Consider the following 25388-nt stretch of genomic DNA (forward strand, 5'->3'; position numbering starts at 1 on the left):
TGGCCCCATGCGCGCAGCGGCAAACCTTCTTCTCGGCAGTCCGACCCCAAGGAGCCGAACCCGCGCACAGGCGCCCGAAGCGCGTGCGTGGTTCCTCGACGCCGATTGGGACGACCCGGTCTGGGTCTTCAAACCGACGAACGCGCTCGAAGAGGCCAAGCCGGTGCGCGTTGACTGGCGCTTCAAGCTCCCGGGCGGGCAAGTTTTCGTGGGACATCGGTATGCAGCGCTGCTGCACAGCAGCAAGCAGCTCATCGCGCTCATCCGCAGTCGCTCGCTGGGCACCGGCCTGCCGCAGCGTGCGAGCACGGCTGCAGGCTACTTCAACTACCTGCGCGAACTCGTGCGCTGGATGGATCAGGCCGGCTTCTCTCGCTTCACCGATCTCGACGCGACAGCACTGCTGCAATTCCAGCGCGCGCTTGCCCTGAGACCGGGAACTCGGCGCCCCACGCTCGCCCCCACGACGGTGCAGAAGTACCTCTACCTGCTCACGTATCTGTATCGCTTTCGCGATGAACTCGACGACGGGTTGCGCATCGACCCTTTTCCGGGGCGCAGCCAAGGCGATGTCGCTGGCGTGCACGACGCCGATGTCCGTCGCTGGCCGTACACCCCGCAGGCCGTTGCGGTGGCGCTGGTCCAGGGCGCCATCGATCTGGTCAAACGTGGTGCAACGCCGATCCTGCAGGCCAGGGATGTCTATGCCGAGGCCGTAGGAGCCGCCAAACAGCAGGGTTACCTCACCGACGCCTGCACCAATGCGGCAACGCGCGCTTTACGTCACGCACGTGTCCGGGTGCCTGGCCAGCCGCAGCCGATCCTGACGGTCGGTGCGCTCACGCAGGCGATCGACATGCTCTACGCGGCATGCTTCGTCGTCATCTCGTACCTCGTCGGACCGCGGGCCAGTGAGATCCTGCACCTCCAGGCGGGCTGCGTGCAGCGCCGTGGCGGCGCCGCCGCCGAAGAGATCACCGTGATCGTCGGTGCGATTTTCAAGCGCCAACCGGAGTACGCCGGGCGGCCACACGAATGGGTTGCACCGCCGGTGGCCGCGACCGCCATCGCCGTCCTCGAAGCCTTGTCGGCCGGGCATCGCGCTCAGTCTGGGCGGCCCCATTTGTGGCTGCGCCGTGGCCAGACCCCAGGTGCCACGGAGTGGCAGCGCCCATGCCCCGGCACGCTGGGTATCGTGTCGACCAGGCGCATGCGACTGCTGCTCAAGCGCTTTGCGGTGTGGCTCGGGCTGCCGCAGCATGAGGGCAGAACCTGGCAACTTTCCACGCACCAGGGGCGCAAGACCTTCGCACGGTTCGCGGCATTGCGCGACGGATCGGCGTTGTTCGCTCTCGCGCAGCACCTGGGCCATCGCGAGCGCGCCGTCACCGACTGTGGCTACGCCGGCTCCGACTACCGGCTCAACCAGGAGATCGAGACCGAGATCCTCGAACAATCGACTGCGGCCTGGGAGCACATGCTCGCCGCACCCGGCCTGGGCGGGCGCGCCGGCGCCGAGATCGTGGCCAAACGCCCGCACTTTCGGGGGGCCCGGCTCAAACAGGACCTCAAGAGCTACGCCCGGCTGCTGGTGGACGCCGGCCTCGTGCTCGGCGTGTGCGACTGGGGATTTTGTGTCTACCGCGAGGAACACAGCGCCTGCCTGGGCAACGCCGCCGGACCGAATCCGGCGCGCCGTGAGCCCTCCACCTGCGGGCGTTGCAAGAACTTCGTGGTGTCGCAACAGCATCGCGCCTACTGGGTCGAGCAGGTCCGTCGGCACGAAGCGCTGCTCGACGAGCCTGCGCTGCCGTTGCAGACGCTGCGCATCGTGCGCGAGCGGCTCAACGAGGCCCGTGCCTTGATCCACTCGATCGACGCGGACAACCCGGGAACCGGTCATGGCCCACACACCGCCCCATGATCCGACCGAGGTCGCACCGGCGCAGCGGCTTCGCGATGCCCTCGCGCAGTTGACGGCGGCGGATGGGGGTGCCGCGCCGACGGCCAAGGCGCTGTGCGAACTCGCTGGCGTCTCGCGCAACGCGCTGTACCGCTACCACCCCGACATCCTGATCGAGCTTCACCGACTGCAACATCGTCGACGGCGAACATCGGGCCCCTCCGCACTGGCGTTGGAGCAACTGCGCGCCGACAACCGGAGCCTGCACCACCAAGTGGCCATGATCGCCGCCTTGGTCGATCACTATTTCTGTGCCTGGCAAGAGAGCCAAACCTTGCTGGAACGTCGCGAGCGCGAGCTCGCTGAGCTGCGCCGCCACGTCAAACCCAAGCTGGTTTCGATCCAGCACAAGTGAGCCCGGCAGCGCAGGCCATGAGCGCTGACGCGGGCGCGCAGCCGTGCATGCGAACGATCAACCGCAGCACTTCACTTGCTGCTGCACCGGCGGGCATGGCACCGAGCCGTACGAGCAGTACACGCAGCAGTCGCCCGGTTTCGGCCGAAGCAGCTCGTGGCAGCGCTCGCATTCGTAGAAGAACTGGCACGCGTCGGTTGGCATGGTCTCGGCCTTCGAGTGCCCGCACGACGGACAGGTCAGCGTGGACTGCGGCACAACGGCGCTCACCGTGCCGCCTCCTTGATCGTCGACGGGTAGCCCGCGTCGGTCGTCGCGCCAGTGAGCTGCCCGACAGCGGCCTGGCTGTCGTCGAACGTGACCACCGCTTCGCGCCTGTCCAGGCTCACGTCGACCTTGGCCACGCCTGCGACCCTGGTGAGGGCTTTCTTCACCGTGATCGGGCAGGCTGCGCAGTTCATGCCCGGCACCGACAGTGTCACGGTTTTCGTCGCAGACCACGCCGGCGCGACGAGCACGGCAAGGAGGATGGCGATGTGGCGAGGTTTCATGGACAAGCCCTTTCAGTAGAACAACGGCGCCGCGTACGGGAAGCCCAGCGCAATCGCCACCAGCACGACGACCACCCAGAACACGATGCGGTACCCGCGGCGCACGGCCGGCACCGCGCACACCTCGCCAGGCCGGCACTGTTCGACTGGCCGATATACGCGCCGATAGGCCAGCACCAGTGCCCCCAATGCGACGGTGATGAACACGGGTCGGTACGGCTCCAGCGCGGTGAGGTTGGCGATCCACGCACCGCCCAGGCCCACGCTGACCAGCACCAGCGGCCCGAGGCAACAGGCCGATGCGAGGCCGGCGGCCAACCCACCGCTGACCAAGGCCCATCGGCCGGATCCATGGCTGGACATGCGACTTCCTTCTGTTCGTGTGCGAAGCTCCATGGCTGGAATAATATTTCCGTACCTGAGTACGGAGTCAACCATGTCGAACGAAGTTGCATTGACGATCGGCCAGCTCGCCCGCGCGGCGGGGGTCAACGTCGAAACGGTGCGTTTCTACCAGCGCCGCGCTCTGCTGTCAGAGCCCGATCGCCCCACCGGTGGCATCCGGCGCTACTCGGATGCAGACACCGCGCGCATCCGTTTCATCAAGGCTGCGCAGCGGCTGGGCTTCAGTCTCGATGACGTGCAGGAACTGCTGCGGCTGGAGGACGGAACCCATTGCAGCCAGGCGCGGCAGCTCGCCGAGCGCAAGCTCGGTGAGATTCGAAGCAAGATCGGCGACCTGCAACGCATCGAGGCGGTGCTCGACGAGATGGTCGGACGCTGCCGCGCCGTTCGGGGCAAGGTGAGCTGTCCAATGATCGCCTCGGTTCATCTCGCTGGCGCGGCGCCATTGACGTGATTCCGCGCGGCGCAGTGGAGCGAAGCTGTGTTCCCCATCCATCTCTGGCGCGTTGACACGCTTCCTCGGTGAACACCTTGAAATCAACATAAAGGGTGGTTGTGCACCAGAACCAGCGCGCAGCTGTTTCGAAGCAGCGCATCACGCACCACCTCACGCGGGTACACCGATGTCTGGCTCACCGTGCCCCGGAACATTTCCACGTAGTCCACCACGCGGTTCTGCGCGTCCAGGTGCACCACGGCAAACACCTCGTGCGGCAGATGACCCAGACGCGAGCGCAGGAAATCCTTCACCACAGCGGGCGAGTCCATCAGGTCACTGCCACGCACCTGGGCGGCCAGCAACTGCTGCGCCGCCAGCAGCACCTCGTTGGCCTCGGCCGGACGGTACTGGCCCGCGACATCGCGCACCAGCAAGGCGGAAGCGGCAACCGAGAGTGCCTGGAAGGAATCAAGGGAAGAAAACAGATCGTGCTGCATGACCAACTCCAGTGATCGGGCGGGATTGCCCGAGACCGGAACCGGCACGCCGCAGCGCAGCGGTCACAGGTTCGAAGACGGCCGAACGGCCGCCAGCGCATGCAGTGCGCGCAGACCTTGACGGCGAGACCGGTGTGCAAGGATGAAGGGATCAGCAAGCCAGCCCCTCCACAACTGCAGGCGTGAGGAAGGCAAGCGAAGCGCGCAGGCCGGGGGCATGCCCTCGGCCGGAGGCGTCAAGGGATCGGAGCCGAATGGCCGCGACCCAGCACGGGGCGCGGGGCGCAGCCCGCAGAGCCCGACGGCGGTACGCCGGGACGCACTATCGAAATCGACGCACATCATCTTCGGCTACCGACACCAACGAAGACAATCTATCCAGAACAATTCGGACCCACCATGACTACCGCCGCCAGAACCGACACCACTGCCTGGGCCTTCCGTGCCCGGTTTCGCCGGGGCGGTCGGTGGCCGCAAAACGGTCCTTGGTGCAAATCATCATTGAAGGCGTTCGAATGACCTAGAAAGCAGCCATCGCCCTTGCAGTAGCCATTCTGGCGATCGTTGTTTGGGGGTTCTTCATCGATTCGGGATCGACACGGATCGTCATCAACGGTCAGGAGATCACCGGACCGCTCAAAGGTGGCGTTGGTCTGGCGGGTTTGATCGCCGACCTCGTTGCTCTGTTCTGTGTCGCAATCCTCCTGCTCTTTGTGTTTGCTGGAGTCGGCGTGTTTGTCGTGGGTGGCGCCATGTTCGTCGGGCTCGTCTGGGTGGCGCTTTCGCTGCCGTACTTGCTCGTCGTGCTCGTTCCATTGGCACTTGTCTGGGTGTTCATCGCGATCGCGCGAAAGCTTGATGCCAAGTAGCTGCGCGGATTGGCTGCAGAATGTGCTCGCGCCCATGTTGGGAGAGCGTATGCCATTGGCTCGCGCCTCCGCCCGATGAAATGCCATTTTTCGCGGCAACTGATGCTTGATCGATACCAGCGGCCACCTTGAAATCAAGTATCGTGCCGCATGATCTCCCACGGTCGCTACCTCGCCCTCCTCGCTGCGCTGTTCGCCGTGGTGTGGGTCGCGCTCGCCATCGACCCCTGGTACCGGGACGACTGGGCGCTTGAGAACGTGCTGGTCGTCGTGTTCGCGGTCGCGCTGTCGGCGTCGCGTCGCCGCTTTGTGATGTCGCGCCTGTCCTATACGCTGATCTTCCTGTTTCTCTGCCTGCACACGGTGGGTGCGCACTACACCTACGCCGAGGTTCCATACGACGCATGGATCAAGGCGCTGACTGGACGCTCGCTCAACGAAGTGATGGGCTGGGAGCGCAATCACTTCGACCGCTTCGTGCACTTGATGTACGGGCTGCTGCTGGCCTATCCGATGCGCGAGCTGTTCCTGCGCGTGGCCGACGCCCGCGGCTTCTGGGGCTACTTCCTGCCTCTGGACATGACCCTCTCGACCTCTGCACTCTTCGAACTGTTCGAGTGGGCCGCGGCCGAGATCTTCGGCGGCGGCCTGGGGGTGGCCTACCTCGGAACCCAGGGCGACGTCTGGGATGCGCACAAGGACATGTCGCTGGCCGGTCTCGGCGCGTTCATCGCCATGCTGCTGACTGCGCTCATCAACGCCCGCCTGCGCCGCGACTTCGCGCGCGAGTGGCAGGACAGCATGAGGGTCAAGCGCGCCGCACCTCTTGGCGAGAGCGAGACCGTGCGCATGCTGCGGTCGCGGGAGGCCGGGCGGTGAACGAGATCGAAGTGCATGTGGCCGAGCTGGAGCAGTTCTTCGACCACATGGACGCGTCGCCGCTCGCGACCCGCAACCTCGATCCGCGCGCCGAGCGCTTCATCGTCGACGCGGCCAAGGACCTGCCGCGCGATGAGGCGCTCGGCCTGGTCGTGCATCTCGAACACCCGTCTTCCGAAACGGCATCCGTCAGCGACGCGGTCCACGCGCATTTCCACCTGCAGGGCGCCTCGGCGCGGCGGCGACTGCGCGAACTGTTCCGCCGCGGCAGGCTCAGCCTGTTGATCGGCCTGGCGTTCCTGGCCGCCACCCTCGCCGCGAGCAAGCTGGCCGAGAACTGGCTCGATCCGGGCGGCATGCTCGAGGTGGTGCGCGCCAGCCTGTCGATCGCCGGCTGGGTCGCGATGTGGCGGCCGATGGAACTATTCCTCTACGACTGGTGGCCGATCCGCGCCGAAGCGCGCCTCTTCGACCGACTGGCGTCCATGCCGGTGCGGTTGATGGCATCGTGACAGTCGGTCTAACTGCCCCGCCGCACGCCCTGCGCAAGAGAGGCCGCATCGCAGCCAGACGCGCACCGTGGCCCAACAATCAACCATTCCCTGCAAACGGAGCCCCAGCATGACATGGCACACCCTTTGCCGTTCGGACGAACTGCCCGTCGGCGAGATGAAGTCCTTTATCGTCGACAAGCACAAGATCGTTCTGTACCACCTCAGCGATGGCTTTTTCGCGACACAAGCCAGCTGCACCCACACCTTCGCGCCGCTGGCGCGCGGCAAGCTGCTGGAAGACTGCAAGGTGCAATGCCCGCTGCACCGCGCGCGCTTCGACATCCGCACCGGCGCGGTGCTGGACTGGGCGAACTTCCCGCCGGGCATCCAACTGCTGAACGTCGTGCGCGGCGAAAAGGCGCTGCAGACCTACAAGGTCAGCGTGAAGTCCGGGCAGGTGCGGGTCAGCGTACCGGAAGCCTGAAGAACGCTGCCGCCGGGGCCGGCGCTCAGTCCTCACACCGTTGGTGCACGTAGGCTCCCGGTGCGCCACACAGGCCGTCGCGTCCAGTCAGCTGGCGCGCCGACACCTCTCGGCCGCTGCCCTTGGCCTTGATCCAGGTGTCCCAGGCGGTCCACCACGAGCCTTCGTGTAGCTTGGCTGCGGCTTCCCATTCGTCCGGCGACAGCCACGGGTCACCTGGGCGGCGCACCGCATCGCGCCAGCGTCGGCCCGCATGGCCGGGTTCGCTGACGATGCCGGCGTTGTGGCCGCCGCTGGTCAGCACGAACGTGATCTCGGCGTCCGTCAGCTGGTGCAGTTTGTAGACCGAGCGCCAGGGCGCCACGTGATCCTTTTCCGTGCCCACCACAAACATCGGCTGGTGGACATCGTCCAGCGACACCGGCCGGCTCTCTACACAGTAACGCGACTCGGCCAATTCGTTGTGCAGGTACAGGCGCCGCAGGTACTGGCTGTGCATCGCCGCCGGCATGCGCGTGGTGTCGGCGTTCCAGGCCATCAGGTCGTTCGGCCGCAGCGGCTCGCCCATCCAGAGTTCTCGCAGCGTGGCCGACCAGATGAGCTCGCGCGAGTGCAGGAACTGGAAGCTCGCGGCCATCTGCCGGCCCGTGAGGTAGCCGCGCTCGGCCATCATCTCCTCCAGCAGCGCGACCTGGCTTTCGTCGATCAGCACGCCCATCTCGCCGGGCTCGGTGAAATCGGTCTCTGCGGCGAGAAAACTCAAGGACGCCAGTGGCGGCAGCGCTTCGACGTCGGCCACCCGCCCGGGCCGCGCGAGCGCCGCCGAGGCGATGGCCAGCAGCGTGCCGCCCAGGCAGTACCCCACCGCATGCACCGCTTCGCCGGGCACACGCCGCCCGATGGCCGCCAACGCGTCGAACACGCCGAGTTGCAGGTAGTCGTCCATGTCCAGCAGCGCGTCGCTCTCGTCGGGGTTGAGCCAGGAGAGCATGAACACGGTGTGCCCCTGATTGACCAGCCAGCGCACCATCGAGTCGTGCGGCGAAAGGTCCAGGATGTAGTACTTCATGATCCAGCTCGGCACGATGAACACCGGCTCGGCGTGCACGGCGGGCGTCGTCGGGCGGTACTGGATGAGCTCTACCAGGTGGTTGCGGTGCACGACGCGGCCTGGGCTCACTGCCACGTCCACGCCGGGCTCAAAGCGTTGGCCGTGGTCAAACATTTGCGCCAGACCCTGGCGGCGGCGCCAGTCGTCAAAGGCGTGCGCCCAGCCCTCCAGCAGGTTGTCCCCGCGACGTTCCAGCGTGCGTGCCAGCACCTCGGGGTTGGCCAGGCCGGCGTTGGCCGGTGAAAGCATGTCCAGCCACTGGCGCGCGAACATGGCGACGACGTCGCGGTGGTGGGCCGTCATGCCACGCCGGTGGGTGGCGTCGCGCCACCAGCGCTCGGCGTCCAGGTAGTTGCGCACGATCCATGCATAGGGCCACGCCTGCCAGGCGTCGGCCTGGAAGCGCTGGTCATCGGGCCGCTCGCTGGCGCCGCGCGGCAGGTGGCTCTGCGTCAACGCGGCCCTGGCGGAATGGGTGGCCATTCCCAGGGCCTCACTGACGAGCCGCGACGTCTGTGCGGGCTGGGTGGCCAGGTGGAGCGCCCAGTCGGTGGCGGCCAGCGCCAGCGTGATGGGCGACAGACCGCCCCAGAGTTCCGCTGCCTGTGCGTGCAGCAGGCCATCCAGCGCCTCGGCGCGCGCACGCGCCTCCTCGGCGGGCGGGGCGATGGGACAAGCGGGGGCGGGAGCGGTGGCGCGGGACATGGACGGGGGCCGGGGCAGGCAGGGGTGTTACGGCTGCCCAAGCATACCCGGGGCGGCCCACGATCCACAGGGTTCGGTGAACGGCACCTGCACCACCTGCAGCGTCACATGGGTGATCTCGAACCGGTCATGCAAGCCATCGGTAGCCGCCTGCAGGAATGCGTCGTCCGGATGGCTGCCGGGCATCACCAGGTGGGCTGTTATGGCCACCTGCGAGGTGTCCATGGCCCAGATGTGCAGGTCGTGCACGCGGCTCACACCTGGCAGACCTGCCAGGTAGTCGTGCACCGCCTGCGGGTCCACGCCGTCAGGCACGCCGTCAAACAGCAGGTGCAGGGATTGCCGGAACAGGCTCCAGGTGCCCCACAGGATCACCGCCGCAATCAGCAGACTGACCACCGGGTCGAGCCAGAACCAGCCCATCCACAGCGTGAGCGCACCGGCGACCACCACGCCGGCCGACACAACCGCATCGGCGGCCATGTGCAGAAACGCGCCCCGGATGTTCAGGTCGCGCTCGCGTCCGCGCATGAACAGCAGGGCCGTCGCCGTGTTCACCACGATGCCGACGCCCGCCACGGCCATGATGGTCAGACCTTCACTGCCCGCCATCGGTTCGGGCGCGAGCAGGCGGCCGACGGCCTCCCAGACCAGCGCTCCCATCGCCACCAGCAGCAGCAAGGCATTGGCGAACGCCGCCAGGATGCTACCCTTCTTCCAACCGTAGGTGTGACGGGGGTTGGGTCGCAGCTTGCCTGCCAGTGCACCGCCCCAGGCCAGCACCAGACCAGCCACGTCGCTCAGGTTGTGCCCGGCATCCGCGATGCAAGGCCAGCGAGTTGATCTTCCAGCCGTAGAAGGCTTCGATCGCCACGAAGGTGATGTTCAGACCGATGCCGATGGCAAAGGCCTTGTTGAAATTGGCGGGGGTGTGGCTGTGCTCGTGTCCGGCACTCATCGCTTGGCCTTTCTCACGCGCGGCGCATCGCGCCCGCCAGATCGGTCCCCGGCGCCACCGTGTTGTACACCGTGCCGTACTTCTTGACGTTGTCGTGCAGCAGGTCGATGCGGCGGTCCGTTTCGTCGGTGTCCACAACGATCTGATAGCGGATGCTGTCCATCTTGGGCGGCACGTCCTGGCGCACACCGTCCACGATCACCTTCACGCCACGCAACTCAAACTTGAGGATGGGCACCACGCGCTCAATGCCTTTGATCATGCAGGCCGACAGCGCCGCGAGCAGCAGCTCGGCCGGGTTGAAGGCGTCGGGGTTGCCGGCCATGTCGGTGTCCAGGCCGATCCGGACCGATTTGCACAAGGACTGGCTCAGGTGGGCATCGATGCGCTCGGACTCGACGTGAAAACGCATCTAGGTGGGGGACTCGTTCATGTGTGGGTTCCAGACAGTTTGGTGTGGCATATCGGGCCATGTTGACACAGCGCGTGTACCATAGATGCGGGCAGCGTATGCCGATTGATGGCCCAGCGACTCGAGCAGCAAAGCTTTGACCGCGCGGCCAGCGTGCTCAGCATCACGCGGGGCGCTGTCTCCCAACGCATCAAGGCGCTGGAAGAATCGCTGTCCACGGTACTGGTCAAGCGCGAACGGCCGGTAGCGGCCAAGCATGCCGGTGAGGTGCTGCTGCGCCATGTGAAGGCGCTGCGCATCCTTGAAGGATCGGCACTCCAAGAACTTGGGCCAACCGCCAAACCACACGCGCCCGTGTCCCTGGCCATTGCGGTGAATGCCGACTCCCTGGCCACCTGGTTTCCTGAAGTGCTCAGGGAGTTGCTCATGGGTCAGTTGGTGGCCCTAGTGCATCAACACGCAAGTTTCGGAACGTAATGTCGACTGAGCTTCTGATCTGCGTCCTGACGGGTGAACGTCCACCCGATGGTTCGCTGTGCGACGTCACGGGCCTGCTGCCAGGCGTCAACCTCGCATTGCAGGCGGTTTCGGCTTTCAACTCGCCGGTCCAGACATTGACGACTGAGGATACCGATCTCGATCTCCGCCAGTTCAGCCAACTCGCGTGCTTGGGCGTGTAGTGGAACTGCACTCGGCGCAAGAGCTTGTTCGCTGCACGTTTGCCCAACACGTCGTCAAAACATCTTCTGAAGTGGATGTTCAGGTTGTCGAGCACCAGATGAACGCGGCGAGCCTTGGCATACGTGTGGGTCAGCAAGTCGCCGACGAAGACCACGAAGTCGGCCTTGCCCCGTCGCTCTGTGACCGAGACGGTCCGCTGCCCGGCTTTGGGCTCTACGGCCACGAACAGATTGGTCGTGCCGTTACGCGCGTACTCGTAGTCCACTTTTTCGGGGCTGCGCGAGTTCATCGGCAGTGGTGCACGACTGTGACCGATGAGTTGCAAGCTCTTCTCGTCGATGCAGATGACCGGCTCTGCGCGCGACATCGGCCGCGCGTACAGCTCAAGCAAGGCGTACATGCGACTGCGGTACTCCTCAGTCAACGCGCCAATGCACCACATCAGCTTGCGCCAGGGCTTGAGATCGTTTTTTTGAGCATGCGCCGCACGGTTTCTCGGCTCACGTTGGCCATGCCGACTTCCTGCCGAGCCGCCCGTTCGAGTTCCACCATCGTCCAGCGCTGCCGGCCCGCAGGCGGCGTCGAACACGCCAGCGCCGTCACTCGCGCTTCGTCGTCTGTGTCGTACTGGCGTGGCCGCCCCGAGCGTGCTACGCCGAAGACCGCCAACTCCACACCGCCTTGCAGATACGCTGCGCGCGTATGCCACACAGCCGTGCGCCCTATTCCCAGTACCGCCATGATCTGGGCCTCTGGCACGCCCCTGTCCTGTGAGGCCAAAACATGAGCCCGATTGACCTCTCTCGCTTGGTGCGCCCCTTTGCTGCGAATCTCGTCCACCAGCGAGCGATCCTCGTCGGTCAAATGCAACTCCGTCTGCCTCATGACAACACCTCCAAGCATCAAGTAAATCGTCGGCCCTGATTTATTCAAATCCGATCCCAGACAGGGCGCTGTGCAGGTCGGGTGAGAGCTCGAGTGGACCAAGAGTCCAACGCGTGTTGCCATTTCAGTGACAAGCTCGCTACCGAGCACAGGCGCAAATAAAGGCTTTGCAAGAAGATGATGCCCTTGCGGGCGATCATGCGCAGCAGCCAGCGGATGTTGTAGCCCGCCGCACACAGCACCGCATGCAGCCGGTCGCCGGTTTCTCCCTTGAGGTGACAACGGTCCATGCGGTGATCGGCTTTGAGGTGGCCGATGATCGGCTCAATGGCCTGACGACGCCTGAGCTCGCGTCGCTCTTGCTCGCTGATCCGCTTGGCCTTGCCCCGGTGCACGATATGCACATCCGGGTTGTGCGTCCACACCCCGATAGCCCAGATCAACGAACGCCGTCGCTGGCTTTGACCGGCTGTCTTGCATCAGGATGCTCGCCTGCTCCAGTTGCTCGTTGAGGGTGTGGCCGTCGTAAGGGTTACCTTGGAAGGCTCGTGAGCCCACGATCAGGTTGCCCTGCAGCGTGCTGGCAATGCCCACCTTGACCCCGAACTCGTAGGGCGTTCGGGCCTTGCCCTTGCTGATGCAGTCCACCTCGGGCGCATGCCAGGCGTAGAGCTTGGGCTGTCCATCCACCGCTTTGCGCTGGCCGCTCTGGGCCACGATGCGATGGGCCTTGTTCAAGGTCTCGCCCAGTGCTTCGCGCACTGCCGCCCCGATGGCACTGGCCTTGCGGTCGATCTCGCGCTGCAGGCGAGCGACGATGGTTCTCTGGCGTTTGATGGTGCGGCGCATGCGCTTGAATTGCCGGGCATGGGCATAGCGCCCGGCCTAGCGGCTCAGGTCCCTGCCTTCCTTGGCAAAGGTCTGCTTCAGATCAATGCCCGTCTCCTTGGCCGCCTGGACCAAATTCAACCGGGCGGTCTCCAGCAAACGGCTGTCGGTGGGATGGGCAATCGCCTTGTGCTGCACCGTGCTGTCCACGATCACGCGGGAGAGCTCCTGCGGTTTGATCAGTTTGAGTTCGACGGCCACGTTGATGGTCTGCGCCAGCAGTTCTTCCATACCTTCCTCGCCCAACAACTGACGGAACTTGACCAGGGTGGTGCCGTCGCGGGGCTGGCGGTCTTCGTAATAAGCACAGCCCGAGAAGAACTGCCAGCGCGGCGTATCGGCCCAGCGGGCCACCACGCCCTCGTCGGAGTCGTTGAAGGCGTGTTTGAGGTAAAGCAGCGCAATCATGATGCGCAGCGGCACGCGAGGGCGCGCTGCGTTGCTGGAAACAGCAGCGCGCTGTACCTGTTCACCGAAGAGGTCCAGGTCGGGCATGGCCACACCGGCGCGGCCTTTGTGAGAGAAGACCTGGGCCACCCGCGCTTCGATCTCCTGCCAGGGCATGCGCGAGGCCAGCACGGCCAGCGGGAGGCGCAGGTCGATCATGTGGTCGATGCGCGAACGGAAAAAATCGTCGGTGGCGGGGCAGGCAAACGCCACTGCAGAACTCCCAGAAAACTGCCCCTATTGGAATTCAAACTGGGAGTTCTGGATATCTGCAATCACCCCACAAACCCAGTGTTCATGCGGGTTCTGGGGGTTATTCGGACGACTAAATCAAGTAAATCAAGTAATGATGACGAGATTGTATTTATGTTCCGTTACTTACGTGTCAATGTACTAGTGACGAGGCCGGTCACCCGCTAACGTGATGCGGTGCATGACCCGGCGGAAGCCGTGGTAATCGTTGACCGGGTAGTGGTGCGTGCAGCGGTTATCCCAGAGCGCCAGGGAACCCACCAGCCAGCGGAAGCGGCAGGTGAACTCTTCCTTCTTCTGGTGCGTGAATAAAAATTGCAGCAGCGGCGCGCTCTCCTCTTCGGTCATGCCGGCGAAGCGCGCGGTATGGGCGCAGTTGACATACAAAGCCTTGCGACCGGTTTCCGGATGGGTGCGTACCACGGGATGTTCGGCCTCGTAATGGGTGTGCTGGTCAGCGCGACCGGCTTCGGCCAGACGGTCTTCGCGGGTGCGTGACACATCTGCCTTGGCCGAGGTGTTGACCGCCACCAAGCCGTCGAGCAGCCGCTGCATCCCCTCCGACAAGGCCTCATAGGCCAGCACCTGGTTGGCAAACAGCGTGTCACCGCCGTAAGGCGGCGCTTCGCGCGCCAGCAGCAGCGTGGCCATCGGAGGCTGCTCCAAGTAGGCAGTATCGCTGTGCCAGACACCGCCAAAGTTGACTATTTCGTGCGCCAGCTTCTTCACTTCGATGATGACCGGAAAGCCCGGGATGCCGCTGACAAATGGGTATTCCACCGGCGTGCCAATGGCCTGGGCGAAGGCCAGGAACTGCCCGGGCGTCAGCGGCTGGTCGCGCAAAAAGATGACGCCATGCGCCAGCCACGCACTACGCAGCGCCGCCAGGTCATCCTGGCGCAGCGACCGGGACAGGTCGAGCCCGGAGATTTCCGCACCCAGCGCGCCGGCCAGCCGGGTCACGGTCAATGCCGGGGCACTCATGCTGACACCTCCGCATCGGTGAGGAACGGAGCCGCTGCGCCACTGCCCAGCAAGGACGCCAGCGCGCTGGCATCAAAGCCGCATTCGCGCAGTACCGATTCGGTGTGCTCCCCCAGCCGCGGCGCGGGCGCCAGCTTGCTGACGTCGTAACCCACCCAGCGCGCCGGCGCGCCAAAGGTGCGCATCGCCCCTTCGCTCGGGTGCTCGACCTGGCGGAAGAAGCCCACCGCCGCCAAGTGCGGGTCATCCAACAGTGATTCGACGGTGTTCAGGGGCACCGCCGGCACATCGATTTGTTCGAACAGCGCCAGCCAGTGCGCGGTGCTTTGCACGCGCAGCGTCTGGCCCAGAAAGCCGTACACCTCGTCAATGTGGCGGGTTCGACTGGCCAGGTCGGCGAAGCGCGGATCGACCCGCAAATCGTCGCGCTCGATGGCATGCAGAAAACGCTGCCAGTGACCGTCGTTGTATACCAGCGCGCAGATGTAGCCGTCGCTGGTTTCGTATGGCCGGCGCCCGGGCGACAACAGCCGCACGTAGCCAGCGTCACCACTGGGCGGCTCGAAGGTGCGCCCATATAGGTGGTCCGAAAGCACCACGCTGGCCATGGTTTCGAACATCGGCACATCGATGCGGCAGCCGCGTCCGTTGCGCTCGCGCCCGTACAGCGCCATGGCCACGCTGTGCGCTGCATGCAGGCCGACCATGCGGTCGGCAATCGTCAGCGGCACGTAGCGCGGCTCGCTCGCCCCGCTTTGCTGCTGTAAGGCGGCGATGCCGACCGCGCCCTGGATCAGGTCGTCATAGGCCGGGCGGCCGGCGTAGGGACCGTCCTCGCCGTAACCGTACACGCCGCACCAGATGATGCGTGGATTGATCATCGAGATGCTCTCGTAGTCCAGCCCGAGCCGGGCGATGGAGGCCGGGCGGAGGTTGTGCACGAAGACATCGGCGCCTTCGATCAGGCGCCGCATCGCAGCCGCGCCCTCCGGCGATTTGAGGTCAAGCGCCACGCTGCGCTTGTTGCGGTTCAGGTGCAGGAACAGCGGACCCATGCCGGGATGGCGTCCGGGGCCGATCCAGCGTGTCGAGTCGCCCTCAGGGGATTCAATCTTGATCACGTCCGCGCCATGGTCGCCAAAGATCTGGGTGGCGTAGGGCCCCATCAGCACCGCGCTGAGGTCGATCACCCGCACGCCCTCGAGTGGCCCGGCGGGTGCTGCCTGCTTGTGTTGGCTTGTCATCTGTGTCTCCTCTGATTTCTCGATGCCAGGCTGCCTCAGCGCCGAGTGCTGAGGAAAAACCGGATTGACGACCGTCCATCCTAACGATATTCTGATTACCAAACAAATGTTCTCATATCAGAACATAAGGAGGCTTCGATTCTATGAACATGCCCACGGCCAGCTTGCGCGAATGCGCAGGCATCAATACCCGCGCGGAGGCTTCTCCCATGGCCGTGACCCGCGTGCTGCGGCTGCTGCGGATACTGGCCGACCGCCCTGCTGGCTTGGCCCTGACCCCGTTGTGCTTGGCGTTGAATGCACCAAAAACCAGCGTACTCTCGCTGTTGCGCGGCCTCACGGCGCATGGCTACCTGCAGCGCAGCAATGACCTGTATGAACTGGGCCCCGAGGCGTTCTCACTAGGGGCATCTCTGGTGTCGGCCCGCTCGCTCGACGTTGTGGCCCTGCCCTTCCTGCGGGAGGCAGTGGCGCGATCCGGCGAGACCGCCCTGATCGCCAGAATCGACCGCACCGCAGATCGGCTCGTCTACAACCCGATCTTCGAGAGCACCCGGACGATTCGATACGCCGTGCCAGTCGGCACGACACGGCCGCTGTTTGCCTCGTCCGCCGGGCGCGTGCTGCTCGCGTTCCAGGAAGAGGCATGGCGGCGTGACTACCTGCGCCGGGCCGATCTGCGGGCCATGACCGAGCACTCGGTCACCGACCCGGCGCAACTGGCGCGGATCATCGAGGAAGCCCGGGTGAGAGGGGTGGCGGTCACATTCGGAGAAGTGACACCTGACGTTGCCGGCTTTTCGGCCCCGATCTTCGAACCTGACGGGCGCGTGAACGCAGCGCTGATCATCGCCGCGCCGATCGAGCGCGGTCGCGCCGTCGCCGATGCGCTGCAGCACCTGGTGATGGAACTCGCCGCAAGCATCTCGGGGGCACTCGGCTACCGTGCGGGACCGGAATCGCGTGAGGTGGCAACGAATCAAGCCAGACCAATGCCCCAGACCCGCCGCTCGCGGTAACAGGCACAAACTTCAAAAGGAGACACCCCCATGAACAATGAACTGCTTTACGAAGTGAACGACGGCATTGCCGTCATCACCATCAACCGGCCCGAGCGCCGCAATGCGCTGAATCGCGCCGTGCGCGAAGGCTTTTTTGAGGTCTGGCGCCGCTTCGAAGCTGACGGGCAGGCGCAGGTGGCCATCCTCACCGGCGCCGGTGACAATTTCTGCGCCGGCATGGACCTGGTGGAAGCCGCAGACACTCAACTGCGCATCCCGCCAGCGGGCTTCATCGCCGTGCTCGGCGACAACATCGAGGTCACCAAGCCCGTCATCGCTGCCGTGCAGGGCTATGCCTATGCAGGCGGTTGGCTGCTCTCGCAGATGTGCGACCTGTGCGTGGCCGACGAAACCGCCAAATTCGCCATCACGGAGGCCAAGGTCGGGCGCGGCATGCCGTGGGCCTCGCCGGTCATCCACATGCTGCCGCAGCGCATTCTGATGGAAGTCGCGATGACCGGCGACCCGCTGACAGCGCAGCGCGCCTACGAACTCGGCTACATCAACCGCCTGATGCCCAAGGGGCAAGCATTGCAAGGGGCCAAAGAGCTGGCGACCCGGCTCATGGCCAATGCGCCACTGACGGTGCGCGCGGCCAAAGAAATGGTGCGCCTGTCCACCGAGATGGGCCGCACCGCCGCGCTGCGCGCCTCCAACCGAGCGTTTGATGCCGTCTACCTCAGTGAAGATGCCCTGGAAGGCCCGCAATCTTTCCGGGAAAAGCGCAAACCGGTCTGGAAGGGGCACTGAAATGAGCATGACCACAACCAGAAAACCCGCACCGTCGTCCGCTATCCAAATCGCTGACATCACGCGGGAACTGGCCGCGCGCTGCGCTGACCTGTGCTACACCGATCTCCCGGAGGACGTGCGCCTGCGGGTCCGGCAATGCCTGCTCGACTGGATCGGGGTGACGCTGGCTGGCGCGTGCGAGCCACTGGTTCACATGCTGGCCGAAGAAGCCCGTGAACAGGGTGGGCATGCCCAGGCCACCGTCGTCGGGCACGCCATGACGACCTCCAGCCGGCAGGCGGCATTGATCAATGGCTCGGCCTCGCACGCACTCGACTATGACGACGTCAACATGGCCTGCACCGGCCACCCCTCGGTGGTCCTGATCCCGGCCTTGCTCGCCCTGGCCGAATCGCGCGGCGCCAGCGGACGCGACTTCATGACGGCCTTCGCCGCCGGCTACGAAACCATGTGCCAGTTGGGGTTGGTGTGCGGCGACGCACAGTATTCCAACGGCTTCCACACCACAGCCACGCTAGGCACGCTCGGTGCGGCCGCCGCCTGCGCACGCTTGCTGCAACTCGATGCCGACGACACCGCGACCGCGCTGGGCATCGCCAGCACCATGGCGGCTGGGCTGAAATCGATGTTCGGCACCATGTGCAAACCCTTGCATGCCGGGCGGGCCAGTGCCGACGGCCTGCAGGCGGCCCAGTTGGCCGCACGCGGCTTCACCAGCCGTGCCGATGCGATTGAATGTCCGCAAGGCCTCATCGCCACGCACGGTGGTACCGCGTCGCTGGGAGCTGCGGTGGCCACGCCGAACGGCGGCTGGCATCTGCGCCACAACCTGTTCAAGTTCCACGCCGCCTGTTATGGCACACATGCCGCCATTGAGGCCGCGAGCCACTTGCGCCTGCAACACGCACTGCGGGTTGATGACGTGTGCCGCGTGACGGTGCGTGCCAGTTCCGCCTGCGAGGGTGTATGCAACATCGCGGAGCCGCGCACCGGGCTGGAGGCCAAGTTCAGTCTCCGTCACACGGTAGCGATGGCGCTGGCCGGGGTCGACACCGCCGGATTGGACGCGTTCAGTGACGAAGCCGTATACGCGCCCGAGGTGGTGGCGCTGCGTGATCGGGTGCAGGTTTTGCTCGCACCTCAATGCCCGGACCTCACCCTCAGCGAGGTGGTGATCGAGACTCAGAGCGGCACAGTGCTGCGCCAACGCTACGACAGTGGGCGCCCAGCCAGCGACCTGCTGGAGCAGCAGCAGCGCCTGGAGGAAAAGTTTCGCCTGCTGGTCAAGTCTGTGCTCATACCTGACGAGTGCGACGAGCTGATAGACCTGGTGGCACGGCTCGACGAACTGACCGACCTCTCGCCGCTGGCAGGCATGCTGGCTCGCCAAGCGTGCGCTGATCGACACTAACAGGCTGTTGAAATTCCCCGCGTAAACACTGTTGGCTCAGTTGCGCGGTGCTGATACCTTATGGACATTTGAGGCGAAGCAAGTAACATCCGAGAGACACTGGCCAGCCAAGTCCAGCAAAGGTACAGCGTTCGCGCCATGGTCCAAGTCTTGGGACGTTCCCCGAGCACCATCATCAGCCGGAAACTGCGGAGCAACGCACAGCCCGCAGACTACGCCAACACTGCAGCTCGTACCTGTGCCCCGCAGCGCCGTCGACAATGCCGTCCGCCAAACAAGCTCCATCGCGATGGCATCCTGTTCGGTTTGATGCGCCACTTCTCTGGTCGCCTGAACAGATTGCCCTGACACCGGCTCCGCATCTTCCCCAAAGGCCATGAGCAGCGCGTGTCACACGAGGCAATCTACAACTGCATCTACGCCCAGCCCGTGGGCGAGCTCAAGCGCGAACTGACCGCCACCCAGCGTCACGCCCACACAAACCGCAACAAAGGAAAAGGCCGAAGAGCTCAGATACCTGACATGGTGAGCATCCAGGTGCGTCCTGCCGAAGGGCACGCACTTCTCAGGATACAGCCAGGAGCTGCTCGAATCAATTGTCGATCAGATCAACAACCTGGCCCCGGAATGGGCAGGGCGTACGATCCCCACTGGCGGTCTATCGGGAACTCCGGCGCAACAGCACACAAAATTCCACCCTCGTTCATTGAAACCCAGGGTGTTGCACTTCAGATTTGAATAAGCCCCGTTTTTTACGGCTTTTTCAGAACCTGTGTGAATAGGCCAGACCGATGCTGTCTTGGGCATGCTCTGCCCTTATCGGCGCGGATGTATTGGGCAAACTGGCGTTAGTCATCTTCTTCTTGAAGGAATGGGTCCAGGCAAAATCCAGCTTGCTTGCCGGCGAGAACTGATAAGAAAACCCAGCCGAGCCGAACGTCGTCGTAATGCCAGGCATGACCGCCAGCATGGTCTCGGAACGCAGCGCCTGGGTCGTGAAACGGGCGCCACCTCGCAGCGTCCACTTGCCGGTTTGGTAAGCGGCTCCGAGCGACAGGGCGGTCTGATCCTTGAAATTTAACGGCAACAATATGTCGATATTGGCGCCGCTATCCGCCACAAACCCGACATTGATGTTCTTCATGGCGTCCTTCCAGAAGATCCGGGAGACGTCGGCAGCAATCATCCATTTCTCATTCAACCGGTGGCTTATGCCAAGATTCAATTGCGCCGGCGTTTGAAAGTCACGCACGCTGATCATGCCTTTGAGCGGAACCTGTCCGGCCACGGCGTCGATCGCAGTCAGGGTGGCATCACCTTTCATGTCACCTATGCGGCTCTTCATGGAATACGCAGCACCCAGAACCGTCTCTTTGGAGGCCTTGTAGGTCAGCCCCAAGCGCCCGCCAATACCCCAAGCATCAGCACCACTTGCCACGGGCTGGTTCTTGGTAAAGCTTAAATGCGCACCGCGCAAGTCAGGCAAGCCCCCGAGCACGGGCACAAGGCTACCGCTCGCGCGGCCCGATCCGATCAGCGAACCAACCTGATCCGCGCCAAGCAGCATCTCGAGGTTCATGGCCTGCCACATCACATCGAGACTTGCACCCACGGTCAGCTTGTCATCGACTTCGTAGCTCGCCGCAAAGGGAATGTTCAAGGTCAGCAGGCGACTCGAGTTCTCGAGCCCGGTAGCCAGGCCACCGGTGGCGCGGGAAAGAAAACTGCTGTTTCCATATTCTGTTCCAACCCCACCTTGCGGAAAGAGACCGACGCCAAGCGCCAAGGAGCCGCTGCGATGGGTATAGGCCAATTGGGGTGCGGCATAGGGGCCGCGGTTGTTGGAGTGAGTCTTGGAGCGGGCAACCTCCCCTGTCTCTGGGTTCCTGATTAAAAGGTCAGCAAAAATGAAATCCATGCCGAGATGGAACTCCGACCCTTGGGGCATCAGCGACAGTGTCGCCGGATTGGTCATCATGCCGGCAGCACCCACGTCGAACGCGGTGGCAGCACCGCCCATCGCCGCCGACACCGGGCCATGCCCAACGAACCGAAAAACGTCGCTGACCGCCAGTGCCGACTGAGATGTGATTGCCAATACACCCACAGTGATCGGGCCAATAAATCCATGTTTCATTTTGTCTCCTTAAAAATAATTAACTCTTTAACGAACAAGCATCTCTATTGGCCCGCCCATCCATAGAACGGGCAAGGCTTGCACCTTAGGCCTGTCGCAGGAAATCAATCACCAAGCGGTTGAATTCATCGGCATGCTCCCACTGCGCCCAGTGGCCGCACTTGGAGAACACATGCAAACGCGCGTCATCAATGTTCCAGACCAGCTTCAAGCCGTGGTCCAGCGGAACGAAGCGGTCATCGCGCCCCCAAGTAATGAATGTCTTGGCCTTGATTTCTCCAAGCCTGGCAGACACATCCCAGCTTGAAAGCGGTGCCTTTTGCGCGCTGATGAGGAAGTTCTTCAGGTGCTCCGGGTGGCGCTGAATGGCTTCCCAGCGGCCCTGCAGCAACTCTTCGGTGATGAGGGACTGGTCGTACAAAAACACCTGAATCATCTGTTTCAGGGTTTCATAGGATGGCTCGGCGTACAGTTTGAACAGCAGCTTGATGCCTTCCATCGGCATCGGCGCGAACATGCTGGGGCCAAGGCCGCCAGGTCCCATGAGGATCAGTTTGCCGATGCGCTCAGGGTATTCGATAGCGAAGTTCAGCGCCGTGGCGCCCCCCATCGAGTTGCCGATCAGGTGCGCCTGGTCGATGCCCAGTGCATCCATCAGCCCTTTGACGGCACGGGCGTTGACCAGGCCGCGCTGCTCGTCCATCACCACCGCGTCCGACTTGTTGAAGCCGGGCGAGTCCTTCAGGATCACCCGGTAGCCGGCGTCGACAAAGGGGCCGATGTTGCGGTAGTAGTTGCTCCAGCCGCCAGCGCCGGGGCCCCCGCCATGCAGCATGATGACGGTTTCGCCGTTACCCGCTTCGTTGTAGTGAATCTTGAAATCGGAAAAACCTTTTTCATTGATTTTCACGAACTTGCTGGTGGAACTTTCGGTGAGTGCTGTCATTTTTTATCCTTTAAGTGAATGGAGTGAAAACCAGTCAGGTGGCGCGCTTCATGCCGCGCCGGGTTTGAATTCATGCGACGGTCAAGGTCAGCCCACGTTCACGCGCCATGGTCATGGCGGTGTCTTCGATCATGTCTTCCTGCCCGCCAACCATGCCGCGCCGTCCCAGTTCGACCAGGATGTCGCGCGCCGGCACGCCGTACTTCGCACTGGCGCGTTTGGCAAACAGCAGGAAGCTCGAATAGACCCCGGCATAGCCCAGCGTGAGCGAGTCGCGGTCGATGCGGATGATGTGGTCCATGATCGGCACCACCAGGTCTTCGGCCACGTCCTGGATCTTGAACACATCGACCCCGGTCTCGATCCCCATGCGCGCGCACACGGCGATGAACACCTCCATCGGTGTGTTGCCGGCACCGGCGCCCAGGCCAGCGGCGGCGGCATCGATGCGGGTGGCTCCGGCCTCAATCGCGGCGATCGAGTTGGCAACGCCCATGGCCAGGTTATGGTGGCCGTGAAAGCCCAGTTCGGTCTCGGGCTTGAGCGCGGCGCGCACGGCACTCAGGCGCGCTTTCACGTCGTCGGGCAGCATGTAGCCGGCCGAGTCGGTGACGTAGATGCAGTTGGCGCCGTAGCCTTGCATCAAGAGTGCCTGGCTGACCAGTTTTTCCGGGCTGGCCATGTGCGCCATCATCAAGAAGCCCACGGTGTCCAGACCCAGCTTGCGCGATTGGGTGATGTGCTGCTCCGACACGTCGGCTTCGGTGCAGTGGGTGGCGACGCGGATGGTGGCCACGCCCAGGTCTTTGGCCATCAGGAGGTGCTCGACGGTGCCGATGCCGGGGATCAGCAGTGCGCTGACCTTGGCCTGCTTCATCAGCGGAATCACGGCGCCCAGGTATTCCTCGTCGCTGTGCGCCGGAAAGCCGTAGTTGACGGAGCTGCCGCCCAGGCCGTCGCCGTGGGTGACTTCGATCAGCGGCACGCCGGCGGCGTCCAGGCCGCAGGCAATGCTCTTCATTTGCTCCAGCGTCATCAGGTGGCGCTTGGGGTGCATGCCGTCACGCAGCGTCATGTCGTGAACGCTGACTTTTTTGCCTTGTAGCTTCATGGTGGTTCTCTTGAGTGGTTCAGGCGTGGACGGGCTTGAGCGTGAGCCGACCGGCGATGATTTCTTCGGCAAACATCTCGGCGGTGCGGGCCGCAGCGGCGGTCATGATGTCGAGGTTGCCGGCGTACTTGGGCAGGTAGTCGCCCAGGCCTTCGACTTCGAGGTAGACCGAGACGCGCTTGCCGTCGAACACCGGGCCGTTGACCAGCTTGTAGCCGGGCACGTACTTCTGCACCTCTTTGATCATGGCGTGGATGGACTCGGTGATCTTTGGCTGGTCGGGTTCGCTCTCCAGCAGGCAGTGCACGGTGTCGCGCATGATCAGCGGCGGCTCGGCCGGGTTGAGGATGATGATGGCCTTGCCCTTTTTGGCGCCACCCACCTTTTCCACAGCGCCGGCGGTGGTGCGGGTGAATTCGTCGATGTTCTTGCGGGTGCCCGGGCCGGCGGACTTGCTCGACACCGTGGCCACAATTTCGCCGTAGGCCACCGGCTGCACGCGGCTGACGGCCGCGACCATGGGGATGGTGGCCTGGCCGCCGCAGGTGACCATGTTGACGTTCATCTCGCCTTTGCCGACATGTTCCTTGAGGTTGACCGGCGGCACGCAGAACGGGCCGATGGCCGCGGGCGTGAGGTCGATCATGAGGGCACCTTCGGCGTTGACCTTGCGCGAGTTCTCGGCGTGCACGTAGGCGCTGGTGGCGTCGAAGACGATCTGCACGCCGTCGGCCTGCATGTGGGGAATCAGACCGTCAACACCGTCAGCGGTGGTCTTGATGCCCATCTCGCGGGCGCGCTTCAAGCCGTCGGATTCCGGGTCGATGCCGACCATCCAGACCGGCTCCAATACCGCGCTGCGCTGCAGCTTGGCCAGCAGATCGGTGCCGATGTTGCCGGGGCCGATCAGGGCGCATTTGATTTTTTTTGTCATGTGCTGAATGTCCGGAAAAGTCAGTGAAAACGCACCGAGCAGTCGCCGATGCCGCCGATGCTGATGCGGAAGTGGTCGCCGGCCTGGGCCGGGAACATGGCGGCCAGCGCGCCGGAGAGAATCACCTCGCCGGCCTTCAGACCGATGCCCAGGCGGCCCAGGGTGTTGGCCAGCCAGGCCACGGCATTGACCGGCGAACCCAGCGCGGCGGCGCCGGCGCCGGTGGCAATGATCTCGCCGTTTTTCTCCAGCACCATGCCGCAGGTCTTCAGATCGATCTTGCGCGGGTCGACGGCGGTGCTGCCGAGCACGAACATGCCGCAGGAGGCGTTGTCGGCCACGGTGTCCTGGATCTTGATTTTCCAGTCGCGGATGCGCGAGTCAACGATCTCGAAGCAGGGCATGACAAAGTCGGTGGCAGCCAGCACGTCGGCGTTGGTGACGCCGGGGCCCATGAGGTCCTTTTTCAGGACAAAGGCGATTTCCCCTTCGGCCTTGGGTTGGATCAGGGAGGACATGGCGATGCTGCCGCCGTCGCTGACGATCATGCCGTCCAGCATGTAGCCGAAGTCGGGCTGGTAGACGCCCAGCATGTTCATCACGGCCGCGCTAGTGACGCCGATTTTCTTTCCGACAACGCGCTCGCCGGCCTGCAGGCGGCGCGAGATCATGCGCTGCTGGATGTGGTAGGCGTGCTCGATGGTGATGTCGGGATGGCGGCTGGTCAGCGGCTCGACCACGGTGCGCGCGCACAGGGCGCTGTAGAGCTCGTCGCCCAGGGTTTCGATCAGTTCAGGGGTCATGTCGGTTCGGATTTTCCAGAAATAGTTGGCGCATGTTTTGGGCGGCAGTGCGCCGAGCGGGCCGCTTCAGCGGCCTTGGGAGCCTGTTCAGCCCTTGATCAAGCCTTCGGCTCGCAGTGCTGCCTGCACCGCTTCGCGGCCTCCGACTCGGCCCATGAAGGCCTGCAGCGCGGGCCAGGGCGAAAGATCAAGGTTGACATAGGCGCCCCAACCGAGCACGACCAACAGATAGATGTCAGCCACGCTCAATTGATCGCCCAGCAGATAAGGCGCACGCTCGAGTTGCCGCGCCACTTGCCCCAGCCGGGCGTTCAGGGTCTGCCGCACCGCGTTTTTCCAGTCCTCGCTGGCGGCAGGGTTGAACAGCGGGCTGAAGCTCTTGTGCAGTTCGGTCGAGATGAAGTTCAACCATTGCTGCAAGTGGTAGCGCTCAAAGCTGCCGTTGGCCGGCGCCAGTAGCTTGCCGGGCACCTGATCGGCCACGTATTGCAGGATGGCGGGGCCTTCGGCCAGCATGCGGCCGTCGTCAAGCTGCAGACAAGGCACGTAGCCGAACGGGTTGATTTCAAGGTAGTCCTGCCCGGAGGCAGTCTTCTTGCTCGCCAGATCGACCTGTACCAACTCGAAGTTCAGGCCCGCCTCGCGCAACGCAATGTGCGGTGACAGGGAGCAGGCGCCAGGACTGTAGTAAAGCTTCATGCAGGGACTCCCATGATGTTCAGGTTGCTG

At 64.0% G+C, this 25388-nt stretch carries 28 protein-coding genes and 2 pseudogenes; 12 read left to right on the top strand and 18 right to left on the bottom strand.

The features are described 5' to 3' along the window. Positions 1–7 precede the first annotated feature (7 nt). Both F3K02_RS06670 and F3K02_RS06675 read left to right on the top strand, forming a co-directional pair. The gene (locus F3K02_RS06670; protein ID WP_177134548.1) at positions 8–1924 is read left to right on the top strand and encodes a hypothetical protein; all 1917 of its coding nucleotides are present in this window, start codon (positions 8–10) and stop codon (positions 1922–1924) included. Beyond that, on the top strand, positions 1902–2318 hold the full coding sequence (locus F3K02_RS06675) for a hypothetical protein (protein WP_177134550.1): 417 nt from the start codon (positions 1902–1904) through the stop codon (positions 2316–2318). The genes F3K02_RS06670 and F3K02_RS06675 overlap by 23 nt, the downstream gene beginning before the upstream one ends. Before the next feature lie 57 nt (positions 2319–2375). Here F3K02_RS06675 and F3K02_RS27440 read toward each other — a convergent pair whose 3' ends face one another. From F3K02_RS27440 to merT, 3 genes are read right to left on the bottom strand one after another with little or no spacing between them, the layout of a single operon-like run. Then, positions 2376–2588, bottom strand: a complete 213-nt coding sequence (locus F3K02_RS27440; protein WP_291189302.1) for a GDCCVxC domain-containing (seleno)protein — start codon at positions 2586–2588, stop codon at positions 2376–2378. Then, entirely contained in the window at positions 2585–2869 is a 285-nt protein-coding gene (merP, locus tag F3K02_RS06680) for a mercury resistance system periplasmic binding protein MerP (protein WP_177134552.1), read from the bottom strand. The genes F3K02_RS27440 and merP overlap by 4 nt, the downstream gene beginning before the upstream one ends. Positions 2870–2881: 12 nt before the next feature. Continuing rightward, positions 2882–3232, bottom strand: a complete 351-nt coding sequence (gene merT, locus F3K02_RS06685) for a mercuric ion transporter MerT (protein ID WP_177134554.1) — start codon at positions 3230–3232, stop codon at positions 2882–2884. A 73-nt stretch (positions 3233–3305) separates the two neighbouring features. On the opposite strand from merT, the gene merR reads away from it, so the two are divergent. Next, positions 3306–3728: a mercury resistance transcriptional regulator MerR gene (gene merR / locus F3K02_RS06690; RefSeq protein ID WP_177134556.1), complete on the top strand. Its 423-nt coding sequence runs from the start codon at positions 3306–3308 to the stop codon at positions 3726–3728. Between the two features lie 83 nt (positions 3729–3811). On the opposite strand, the gene F3K02_RS06695 is transcribed toward merR, so the two are convergent. Next, the gene (locus tag F3K02_RS06695; RefSeq protein ID WP_177134558.1) at positions 3812–4210 is read right to left on the bottom strand and encodes a JAB domain-containing protein; all 399 of its coding nucleotides are present in this window, start codon (positions 4208–4210) and stop codon (positions 3812–3814) included. 662 nt (positions 4211–4872) lie between these two features. On the opposite strand from F3K02_RS06695, the gene F3K02_RS06700 reads away from it, so the two are divergent. The 4 genes from F3K02_RS06700 to F3K02_RS06715 all read left to right on the top strand — a co-directional run bounded on the left by F3K02_RS06700 (position 4873) and on the right by F3K02_RS06715 (position 6936). Continuing rightward, a complete protein-coding gene (locus F3K02_RS06700) occupies positions 4873–5079 on the top strand; it encodes a hypothetical protein (protein ID WP_177134560.1) in 207 nt (68 codons plus the stop codon). A 150-nt stretch (positions 5080–5229) separates the two neighbouring features. Continuing rightward, complete coding sequence (locus F3K02_RS06705; RefSeq protein WP_177134562.1) at positions 5230–5958, top strand: DUF2238 domain-containing protein; 729 nt, start codon at positions 5230–5232, stop codon at positions 5956–5958. After that, a complete protein-coding gene (locus F3K02_RS06710) occupies positions 5955–6470 on the top strand; it encodes a hypothetical protein (protein WP_177134564.1) in 516 nt (171 codons plus the stop codon). Before F3K02_RS06705 ends, F3K02_RS06710 begins: the two co-directional genes overlap by 4 nt. Positions 6471–6579: 109 nt before the next feature. After that, positions 6580–6936, top strand: coding sequence for a Rieske (2Fe-2S) protein (locus tag F3K02_RS06715; protein WP_177134566.1), 357 nt, complete (start codon positions 6580–6582; stop codon positions 6934–6936). Positions 6937–6961: 25 nt separating this feature from the next. On the opposite strand, the gene F3K02_RS06720 is transcribed toward F3K02_RS06715, so the two are convergent. The 3 genes from F3K02_RS06720 to F3K02_RS06730 form a co-directional block, all read right to left on the bottom strand. Next, the gene (locus F3K02_RS06720) at positions 6962–8752 is read right to left on the bottom strand and encodes a PHA/PHB synthase family protein (RefSeq protein WP_177134568.1); all 1791 of its coding nucleotides are present in this window, start codon (positions 8750–8752) and stop codon (positions 6962–6964) included. 27 nt (positions 8753–8779) lie between these two features. Further along, a complete protein-coding gene (locus F3K02_RS06725) occupies positions 8780–9547 on the bottom strand; it encodes a cation diffusion facilitator family transporter (protein ID WP_291187868.1) in 768 nt (255 codons plus the stop codon). A 176-nt stretch (positions 9548–9723) separates the two neighbouring features. Beyond that, entirely contained in the window at positions 9724–10122 is a 399-nt protein-coding gene (locus F3K02_RS06730) for an OsmC family protein (protein ID WP_177134571.1), read from the bottom strand. Between the two features lie 108 nt (positions 10123–10230). On the opposite strand from F3K02_RS06730, the gene F3K02_RS06735 reads away from it, so the two are divergent. After that, on the top strand, positions 10231–10599 hold the full coding sequence (locus F3K02_RS06735; RefSeq protein WP_177134574.1) for a LysR family transcriptional regulator: 369 nt from the start codon (positions 10231–10233) through the stop codon (positions 10597–10599). Here the strand turns inward: F3K02_RS06735 and F3K02_RS27445 are convergent. From F3K02_RS27445 to F3K02_RS06755, 5 genes and pseudogenes are all read right to left on the bottom strand, one after another. After that, positions 10547–11245 (bottom strand): transposase, encoded by a 699-nt coding sequence (locus F3K02_RS27445; RefSeq protein WP_210825722.1) that lies wholly within the window; start codon positions 11243–11245, stop codon positions 10547–10549. The genes F3K02_RS06735 and F3K02_RS27445 overlap by 53 nt on opposite strands. Further along, on the bottom strand, positions 11245–11811 hold the full coding sequence (locus tag F3K02_RS27875) for a helix-turn-helix domain-containing protein (protein WP_343067017.1): 567 nt from the start codon (positions 11809–11811) through the stop codon (positions 11245–11247). The genes F3K02_RS27445 and F3K02_RS27875 overlap by 1 nt, the downstream gene beginning before the upstream one ends. After that, positions 11733–13182, bottom strand: a pseudogene (locus tag F3K02_RS06745) (IS5 family transposase). Before F3K02_RS06745 ends, F3K02_RS27875 begins: the two are co-directional and overlap by 79 nt. Positions 13183–13416: 234 nt before the next feature. After that, entirely contained in the window at positions 13417–14238 is an 822-nt protein-coding gene (locus F3K02_RS06750) for a TauD/TfdA dioxygenase family protein (protein ID WP_291187879.1), read from the bottom strand. 17 nt (positions 14239–14255) lie between these two features. After that, positions 14256–15503: a CaiB/BaiF CoA transferase family protein gene (locus tag F3K02_RS06755; protein WP_177134580.1), complete on the bottom strand. Its 1248-nt coding sequence runs from the start codon at positions 15501–15503 to the stop codon at positions 14256–14258. A 143-nt stretch (positions 15504–15646) separates the two neighbouring features. Between F3K02_RS06755 and F3K02_RS06760 the strand changes: the two genes are divergently transcribed. The 4 genes and pseudogenes from F3K02_RS06760 to F3K02_RS27955 all read left to right on the top strand — a co-directional run. After that, the gene (locus F3K02_RS06760; RefSeq protein ID WP_246309215.1) at positions 15647–16522 is read left to right on the top strand and encodes an IclR family transcriptional regulator; all 876 of its coding nucleotides are present in this window, start codon (positions 15647–15649) and stop codon (positions 16520–16522) included. Between the two features lie 30 nt (positions 16523–16552). Continuing rightward, complete coding sequence (locus tag F3K02_RS06765) at positions 16553–17314, top strand: enoyl-CoA hydratase-related protein (RefSeq protein ID WP_056272141.1); 762 nt, start codon at positions 16553–16555, stop codon at positions 17312–17314. A gap of 7 nt (positions 17315–17321) precedes the next feature. Next, positions 17322–18728 carry an MmgE/PrpD family protein gene (locus tag F3K02_RS06770; RefSeq protein ID WP_177134583.1) on the top strand — a complete coding sequence of 469 codons (1407 nt, stop codon included), beginning with the start codon at positions 17322–17324 and terminating at the stop codon, positions 18726–18728. An 87-nt stretch (positions 18729–18815) separates the two neighbouring features. Continuing rightward, positions 18816–19280, top strand: a pseudogene (locus tag F3K02_RS27955) (transposase); the annotation flags it as partial. A 211-nt stretch (positions 19281–19491) separates the two neighbouring features. On the opposite strand, the gene F3K02_RS06775 reads toward F3K02_RS27955, so the two are convergent. The 6 genes from F3K02_RS06775 to gstA form a co-directional block, all read right to left on the bottom strand. Continuing rightward, positions 19492–20865 carry an OmpP1/FadL family transporter gene (locus tag F3K02_RS06775; protein WP_177134585.1) on the bottom strand — a complete coding sequence of 458 codons (1374 nt, stop codon included), beginning with the start codon at positions 20863–20865 and terminating at the stop codon, positions 19492–19494. Between the two features lie 85 nt (positions 20866–20950). Then, positions 20951–21811 carry a 2-hydroxy-6-oxo-6-phenylhexa-2,4-dienoate hydrolase gene (bphD, locus tag F3K02_RS06780; RefSeq protein ID WP_056270883.1) on the bottom strand — a complete coding sequence of 287 codons (861 nt, stop codon included), beginning with the start codon at positions 21809–21811 and terminating at the stop codon, positions 20951–20953. 70 nt (positions 21812–21881) lie between these two features. After that, entirely contained in the window at positions 21882–22922 is a 1041-nt protein-coding gene (gene bphI / locus F3K02_RS06785) for a 4-hydroxy-2-oxovalerate aldolase BphI (RefSeq protein WP_056270880.1), read from the bottom strand. 19 nt (positions 22923–22941) lie between these two features. Continuing rightward, complete coding sequence (gene bphJ, locus F3K02_RS06790; protein ID WP_020206178.1) at positions 22942–23856, bottom strand: acetaldehyde dehydrogenase BphJ; 915 nt, start codon at positions 23854–23856, stop codon at positions 22942–22944. A 20-nt stretch (positions 23857–23876) separates the two neighbouring features. Beyond that, complete coding sequence (dmpE, locus tag F3K02_RS06795; RefSeq protein ID WP_056270877.1) at positions 23877–24659, bottom strand: 2-oxopent-4-enoate hydratase; 783 nt, start codon at positions 24657–24659, stop codon at positions 23877–23879. 87 nt (positions 24660–24746) lie between these two features. Next, positions 24747–25358 (bottom strand): glutathione transferase GstA, encoded by a 612-nt coding sequence (gene gstA, locus F3K02_RS06800; RefSeq protein ID WP_177134586.1) that lies wholly within the window; start codon positions 25356–25358, stop codon positions 24747–24749. Between the last annotated feature and the right edge of the window lie 30 nt (positions 25359–25388).

This window comes from Hydrogenophaga aromaticivorans (genome assembly GCF_013387465.1).
GTDB lineage: Bacteria > Pseudomonadota > Gammaproteobacteria > Burkholderiales > Burkholderiaceae_C > Hydrogenophaga > Hydrogenophaga aromaticivorans.